This is a genomic window from Nigerium sp., assembly GCF_039811905.1.
In the GTDB taxonomy this organism is placed as follows: domain Bacteria; phylum Actinomycetota; class Actinomycetes; order Propionibacteriales; family Propionibacteriaceae; genus Propioniciclava.
The window spans coordinates 1-6243 of the sequence record NZ_JBDHZL010000135.1; the positions used below are offsets into that span (position 1 = coordinate 1).

The 6243-nt window shown below is 72.3% G+C and carries 8 protein-coding genes; 4 read left to right on the forward strand and 4 right to left on the reverse strand.

The window, feature by feature from the left end; translation table 11 throughout:
- The first annotated feature begins 130 nt into the window (after nucleotides 1-130).
- Entirely contained in the window at nucleotides 131-973 is an 843-nt protein-coding gene (locus tag WMJ97_RS13915) for an aldo/keto reductase (protein WP_347349606.1), read from the forward strand.
- Nucleotides 974-1116: 143 nt separating this feature from the next.
- Nucleotides 1117-1530: a VOC family protein gene (locus WMJ97_RS13920; RefSeq protein ID WP_347349607.1), complete on the forward strand. Its 414-nt coding sequence runs from the start codon at nucleotides 1117-1119 to the stop codon at nucleotides 1528-1530.
- Between the two features lie 19 nt (nucleotides 1531-1549).
- Here WMJ97_RS13920 and WMJ97_RS13925 read toward each other — a convergent pair whose 3' ends face one another.
- Genes WMJ97_RS13925 through WMJ97_RS13935 form a run of 3 tightly spaced genes read right to left on the reverse strand, consistent with a single transcriptional unit; the run spans nucleotide 1550 to nucleotide 3397 of the window.
- Nucleotides 1550-1759 carry a DUF5302 domain-containing protein gene (locus tag WMJ97_RS13925; RefSeq protein ID WP_347349608.1) on the reverse strand — a complete coding sequence of 70 codons (210 nt, stop codon included), beginning with the start codon at nucleotides 1757-1759 and terminating at the stop codon, nucleotides 1550-1552.
- Nucleotides 1760-1763: 4 nt separating this feature from the next.
- Nucleotides 1764-2744, reverse strand: a complete 981-nt coding sequence (locus WMJ97_RS13930; protein ID WP_347349609.1) for an arginine deiminase-related protein — start codon at nucleotides 2742-2744, stop codon at nucleotides 1764-1766.
- 38 nt (nucleotides 2745-2782) lie between these two features.
- Nucleotides 2783-3397 carry a pyridoxamine 5'-phosphate oxidase family protein gene (locus WMJ97_RS13935; protein ID WP_347349610.1) on the reverse strand — a complete coding sequence of 205 codons (615 nt, stop codon included), beginning with the start codon at nucleotides 3395-3397 and terminating at the stop codon, nucleotides 2783-2785.
- Nucleotides 3398-3500: 103 nt separating this feature from the next.
- Between WMJ97_RS13935 and WMJ97_RS13940 the strand changes: the two genes are divergently transcribed.
- Nucleotides 3501-4313 (forward strand): DUF5134 domain-containing protein, encoded by an 813-nt coding sequence (locus WMJ97_RS13940; RefSeq protein WP_347349611.1) that lies wholly within the window; start codon nucleotides 3501-3503, stop codon nucleotides 4311-4313.
- Between the two features lie 13 nt (nucleotides 4314-4326).
- On the opposite strand, the gene WMJ97_RS13945 is transcribed toward WMJ97_RS13940, so the two are convergent.
- Nucleotides 4327-5586: an MFS transporter gene (locus WMJ97_RS13945; RefSeq protein ID WP_347349612.1), complete on the reverse strand. Its 1260-nt coding sequence runs from the start codon at nucleotides 5584-5586 to the stop codon at nucleotides 4327-4329.
- An 82-nt stretch (nucleotides 5587-5668) separates the two neighbouring features.
- Between WMJ97_RS13945 and WMJ97_RS13950 the strand changes: the two genes are divergently transcribed.
- Complete coding sequence (locus tag WMJ97_RS13950; RefSeq protein ID WP_347349613.1) at nucleotides 5669-6241, forward strand: TetR family transcriptional regulator; 573 nt, start codon at nucleotides 5669-5671, stop codon at nucleotides 6239-6241.
- Nucleotides 6242-6243 lie beyond the last annotated feature (2 nt).

Sequence of the window (6243 nt, forward strand, 5' to 3'; positions counted from 1 at the left end):
GAATCCCCGACGCCGCATCCGCCCCGGCGCGCTCGAAAAACGTTCCCGCGGGAACGTTTTTCGAGCCGACCGCACAGCGGCGTCCGGTTGATCGCAGGGCTCGGCGCACCGCGCTGGCTAGGGTGGCAGCATGACCGCACATGTCGCGTTCGCCGGCCACGACGTCCCCGCGATCGGGATGGGGACCTGGAACCTCGGCGACGACCCAGACCACCGCGCGCACGAGATCGACGCCCTCCGCGCGGGTCTGGACGCCGGGTTGCGCATCATCGACACCGCGGAGATGTACGGCTCCGGCCGGTCCGAAGAGCTCGTCGGGGAGGCGATCGCCGGACGCCGCGACGAGGTGGTCCTGGTGAGCAAGGTGCTCCCGTCGAACGCGTCGCGCCGCGGCACGGTGGCGTCCTGTGAGGCGAGCCTTCGGCGGCTGGGGACGGACGTCCTCGACCTGTATCTCCTGCACTGGCGCGGCTCGTCCCCGCTGGCGGAGACCGTGGACGCCCTTGAGGGCCTCGTCGCCGCGGGGAAGATCCGCGCCTGGGGCGTCTCGAATCTCGACCCGGACGACCTGCGCGAGCTGTGGAGCCTCCCCGCCGGACGCCGCTGCGTCACCGACCAGGTGCTCTACAACCTCACGCGCCGCGGCCCCGAGGTCGACCTGCTGCCACTGCTGCGCGAGGAATCCGTGCCCGCGATGGCGTACTCGCCCGTCGAACAGGGACGCCTCCTGCGCGGGCGCGGCGCGCGCGTCCTGGGCGAGATCGCGGAGAAGCACGACGCGACGCCCGCGCAGGTCGCGCTGGCGTGGGCGATTCGGGACGGCGACGTCCTCGCGCTCCCGAAGGCCGGACGCCGCGATCACATGCTGGAGAACGTCGCGGCGCTCGATCTCACGCTGGACGCCGACGACCTCGCCCGCCTGGACGCCCAGTGGCCCGCGCCCACGCATCCGGGGCCGCTGGAGATGATCTGACGCGGGAGATCATCGACCCGACGGGCGATGTGCGGCCGGGAACTCCGCCCGGACGCCGCCCGGTCGCCGTTTTGTCGGAGGCGTGCGTTACCGTGCGGGATGACTCGGGCCGACCGGCTCGCACACCTTGTGAGGAGAGACACATGCCTTCGCGCCTCAACCCGTACCTCCGCTTCGCCGGCAACGCCCGCGAGGCGATGGAGTTCTACCGGTCCGTGTTCGGCGGGCACCTCAGCGTCAGCACGTTCGGCGAGTTCGGCGCCTCCGACGACCCCGCGGTCGCCGACGGCGTCATGCACGCCATGCTGGAGACGAAGTTGGGCTTCACGCTCATGGCGTCCGACACCCCGCCCGGCATGGAGGCGTCCGCCCCGGGCGGCAGCATCACGCTGAGCCTGTCCGGCGACGACGCCGAACTCCTCCGGGGCTACTTCGACGCCCTCGCTGAGGGCGGCACCGTCGGCGTCCCGCTGGAGAAGCAGATGTGGGGCGACGAGTTCGGCCAACTCGTCGACAAGTTCGGGACGCCGTGGATGGTCGACATCACGGCGCTCTAACCACCCCGCCGGGCGACTCCTAGCCCCCCGCCTTGCGGCGGAACTGCCGTTTGCCGGACGCCTTCGCGTGCGTGTGGCCGACCGCCCGGTCGACCCCGCCGCCGTCGGCGGTGCGGTGGGCGGCGTTCCGCTTCGCCTCGAGCGCCTGGCGCATGGCTTCCTTGGGGTCGGGTACGCCGGCGTCCGGCGCGTCGGCGTCCGGTTCCACGTTCTGCGGCTTGTCGCTCATGCGTTCAGCCTGCCACCGCGACGCCCTCGGCGCGAGAGGCGACCAGCGGCGCGACCGGCGCCCGCGGCGTCAGATGGACGCCGGCGAGCATGCACCGCGCCGACCCGCCCGCCAGCTCGATCGTGGGCACGTCCAACGGCAAGAGCGCTGCGCTCGCCTCGATCGTCTCGCGCTGCGCGGGCGTGAGGGCGTTCGCCGCGCGCTCCGAGAGAGCGAGGACGCGGCCCTCCCTGCCGCAGAGTTCGAGCGCGTTGCCGCAGAACTCGTTGACCTGCTCCCAGGAGATGTCGACGATCTCGCGTCCGGAGTCGCGGAGACGCTCGAGAATCTCGTCGCGCCGGCGGGCGTCCACCATGACCTCGGTGCACACGATCGCGAACTCCGTCGCGATGCTCATGATCACGTTCGTGTGATAGATCGGGTTGCCCGCCGGATCGGTGTTGGCGAACACCATCGGCTCGTAGCCGAAGCTCGTGCAGAACCGCTCGAGAATGAGGGGGTCGGCGCGGTGAGAGGCGCCCACGTAGGCGACGCGCTCGAGGTGGTCGAGGATCATGGCTCCGGTGCCCTCGAGGAAGAGGTTGTCGTACTCCAGCCCCGAGTAGTCGATGACCTCCTGGACGCGGTAGCGCTCCTTCAGGAACTCCACGATGTCGGCCCGCCGCTCGTGGCGGCGGCTCGGCGCGGCCATCGGGTAGATCGCGATCCGGCCGCCCTGATGCGTGGAGAGCCAGTTGTTCGGGAACACCGAGTCGGGCGTCTCCCGGCCCACGTCGTCGAAGACGTGCACCCGGACGCCGGCGCCCATGAGCGTCCGGACGGCCCCGTCGAACTCACTCAGCGCCCGCGCCTCGATGGTGTCGGCGGTGATATCCGGGCGCGGGAGTTGAAATGCGTTGTCAACAGCCGTTTCCGGGTTCGGCGTGAAATGGTGCGGTCGCACCATGACGACCGCGCTCGGCGCTTGAATGTGCTTGCCAGCCATGGCCCCCTCATCTTTCTGGTCCCATGGGTCAGGCTAACTCAGCGCCCGATCAGTCCCCGAACAGAGGGGGGCAGGGCGGCGTCCGAGAAAGGGGCGCGCTCCGGTTCGCCCCATCCCTGCTGAAGAGGGACGAGGCCGCTCCAGGCGTCCGTCTCCTCGTCGGGTTCGGACGCCGTGCCCGTGCGCTCCTTGTAGAGCCAGTCCGTGAGCGGCAGCGCGAGGACGAGCGTCGCGGCGACCTCGCGCCCGGTGTGCGGGCGGACCTCCGCCGTCCGCCCCGGGGCGAGCCGGTCGGTGATGACGTCGAGCCCGTGCTGCTTGTCGGCCCCCCGGAGCTCGGTGCAGCGACCGCGGATCACCGCCGACCGGTAGTTCATCGACGAGTCGAACCCGGAGTGCGCGACGACGAGGGCGTCCAGCGCGGTGACGCACAGCGCGACCGGGGCACCGGACGCCGCGTGCCGCAGCAGCCCGGCCCCGGTGGAGCCGTGCATCACGACGCGGTCGCCGTCGCGGGCGACCATCATCGGGACCACCCAGGGGGCGTCCTCGTGGACGCCGGCGAGCGTCCCGACGAGTTGGTCGTCGAAGAGGGCGTCCAGTTTGGCGCGGTCGGTCGAGGCTCGTTCTGCGAGGCGTCGGATGCGGTCCATGGGCGCCAGTCTCGCGCATCGCGTGCGACGGCGTCCGCTCGCGCCGGGTGGACCTCCCGGCGCCGGGTTGACATGCTCTACTCAGTCACGTCCGAAGGAAGCCATGTTCACTCTTGCCGACACGCCCGTGAAGTTCGTCGGGTTGCTCGTCCTGTTCCTGTTCACCGCGATCTGGTCGGGGGTCGAGCTCGGCCGCCGGCAGACCGGCCGGCAGCGCCTGTCGAACCTGCTGCACCTCGCGATGTCGCTCGTCATGCTGGCGATGGTCGCGCAGCCGACCTGGCACGCCCTCCTCCGGACGATCGGCATGCCCGCCCTCCTCGGCTTCTTCGGGATCGCCGCGGCGTGGTTCGTCTTCCTCGCCGTGGACGCCGCCCGCCTCGGGCGGCGCCGCTCGGCGCTCCACTTCGTCGGGCACGCTGCGATGTTCGGCGCGATGGCCTGGCACCTCGCCGGCATGGCGATCAAGATGCCGCACAAGGGCCCCGGCATGAAGGACTGGATGATGGCCGAATCCGCCGTCGGCGGCTCCCTGTGGACGGTCGCGCTGGTCGGCGTCCCGTTCATGACGTATCTGCTGGTCAGCTCGGTGTACGACCTGGCGGCGGCGTTCCGGGGGACGCCGCGTTCGGCGTCTCACCGGGGTGCCGGCGAGCGCTTGTCCCGGCCCGACGCGGAGGCGTCCGGCTCGCTGCTCGTCGTCGCGGAGAGGGTCGTCGCGACGGCCGCGGCGCCGGAGGAGCGGCCGTCCGACGGCCTCTTGCACGAGCACGTGGCCGAGTGCGGGGCCCAGGAGGGCGCCGGCGCCGCGCGGGTCGCGCGGCTCGCCGGATTCGCCATGAACTTCGGCATGTTCTGGATGAGCACCGGCCTGATGGTGCCGCTGCTGCCGTTCTTCGCGCTGCTGTCCTTCTAGGACGCCGCCCCGCTCAGCGGCCGGTGGGCACCGAGCGGCGCGCGCTGAGGACGCCCGCGAGGGTGGCCACGGCCAGCCCAGCCGCGGGCACGACCAGCAGTCCGACGCGGAGGCCGGCGGCGTCCGCGATGGCCCCGACGATCGGCGGCGACAGCAAGAAGCCGAGCCGCATCAGCCAACTGACCACCGTGAGCCCCGTGCCCGGTCGGAGGCCGGGCAGCTCGTCGGCCTCGTTCATCGCCGCCGGGACCAGGGTCGCGACCCCCAACCCGGCCGCGGCCAGCCCGGCGATCGTGCCGGGCACGGACGGGAACGCGAGCGCCAGCCCCAGCCCTGCCGCCACGAGGACGCCGCCGGTGCGGGCGACGGCCCGCTGGCCGAAGCGGTCGACAAGGCGGTCGCCGGTGAGGCGTCCGACGAACTGGGCGCCGACGAGCGCGATGAAGCCCCACGCGGCGAGCTCGGCGGGCGCCCCGAGGGACTGCGACAGGTAGACGGCCGCCCAGGAGTTGCCGGCGTCCTCGACGATCGCGCCGGCCGTCGCGATGAGCACGAGGGCGGCCAGGACGCCGAGCAGGCGTCCGGAGACGTTCCCGCGGGAACGTTTTTCGGGCTCCTCGGCCGCTGCCTGCAGGCCCGCGTCGACGGGGTCGGCCGTCTCGTCCTCGCCGTCGGGGCCCGGCAGGCAGAACCGGAGGGCGACGAGGGAGACGGCGGCGAAGATCAATGCCGACAAGCCGAGATGGATGCTGCGGGGGAGCCCGATCGCGAGGGCGCCTGCCGCCATCGCGCCGCCGGTGACCGCGCCGATCGACCAGATCGCGTGGAACGAGTTGATGATCGAGCGTCCGAACAGCCGTTGGACGCGCAGGGCGTGCGCGTTCTGGGCGACGTCGGTGATGGCGTCCATCGCGCCGCCGAACAGGAGGGCGGCCGCGAAGGCGACGACCGTGGGCGAGAGGCCAGCGGCGAGGACGCCCAGGCTCGTCAGCAGCGTCCCCGCGACGGCGATGAGTCCGGAGCCGAAGCGCCGGATCAGCGCTCCTGCGGCGAGCCCCGCGAGGATCGCGCCGGTCGGGAAGGCGGCCACGGCGAGGCCATACGCGGCGTTGCCGAGGGCGAGGTCGCCCTTGATCTCCGGGTAGCGCGGGATGAGGTTCGCGAACAGGCCCCCGTTGGTGAAGAACAGGGCCGCGACGGCGACGCGTGCCCGCCGGACGTCCGGGGTGGGCGCGTCGCGCACGTCGCGAGATGCGGTGAGCGAGGTGGTCATGTGTACGAACGTACATGAGAGGTGTACGGACGTACGCATCGGTTGCCACGTGTTGCGTGGCGGGTGGCGTAGCGTGGCGACCATGACGACGCGTTCGACATCGCGCCGGACCGATCCCGGCCGGCGCGACCGCATCATCGACGCCTGTCTCGACGTCGTTGCGGAGTTCGGCGTCGCGGGGACCTCGCATCGGCGGGTCGCGGCTGCGGCGGGCGTCCCGCTGGGGTCGATGACGTATCACTTCTCCGGCATGGACGACCTCCTCCGCGCCGCGTTCGCCCGCTTCGCCGGGGACGTCGGTGGGCGCGTCGAGCGCAGCATGGCGGCAGCCCCCGACGCCGACGCGGCCGAACGCGCTCTGGTCGACGTCATCACGCAGGGGACGCTGGCCGACCAGCGGGAGCTCGTCCTCACCCTCGAGCTCTACACGCTCGCCGCACGGGAGTCGGCGTATCGCGAACTCACGGACGCCTGGATGGCGCGCAGCCGCGCCGCGCTCGAGCGGCACTTCGCGCCCGCCGTCGCCGCGCAGTTGGACGCCCTCGTCGAGGGCCTCTCCATCCACCGTGCGCTCGTCGCGCCGGGGGCGTCCGAGATCCTGGACGCCGGCGCGGTTGCGGACGCCGTGCGGCGGGTGGTGGGTCGGGGCGCCTAGGG

What these genes read in the sequence shown, in the direction of transcription:
- WMJ97_RS13925 (WP_347349608.1), bottom strand. Translation starts at nt 1,759, where the DNA reads ATGAGCGACAAGCCGCAGAACGTGGAACCGGACGCCGACGCGCCGGAC.
- WMJ97_RS13915 (WP_347349606.1), top strand. Translation starts at nt 131, where the DNA reads ATGACCGCACATGTCGCGTTCGCCGGCCACGACGTCCCCGCGATCGGG.
- WMJ97_RS13935 (WP_347349610.1), bottom strand. Translation starts at nt 3,397, where the DNA reads ATGGACCGCATCCGACGCCTCGCAGAACGAGCCTCGACCGACCGCGCC.
- WMJ97_RS13950 (WP_347349613.1), top strand. Translation starts at nt 5,669, where the DNA reads ATGACGACGCGTTCGACATCGCGCCGGACCGATCCCGGCCGGCGCGAC.
- WMJ97_RS13930 (WP_347349609.1), bottom strand. Translation starts at nt 2,744, where the DNA reads ATGGCTGGCAAGCACATTCAAGCGCCGAGCGCGGTCGTCATGGTGCGA.
- WMJ97_RS13920 (WP_347349607.1), top strand. Translation starts at nt 1,117, where the DNA reads ATGCCTTCGCGCCTCAACCCGTACCTCCGCTTCGCCGGCAACGCCCGC.
- WMJ97_RS13940 (WP_347349611.1), top strand. Translation starts at nt 3,501, where the DNA reads ATGTTCACTCTTGCCGACACGCCCGTGAAGTTCGTCGGGTTGCTCGTC.
- WMJ97_RS13945 (WP_347349612.1), bottom strand. Translation starts at nt 5,586, where the DNA reads ATGACCACCTCGCTCACCGCATCTCGCGACGTGCGCGACGCGCCCACC.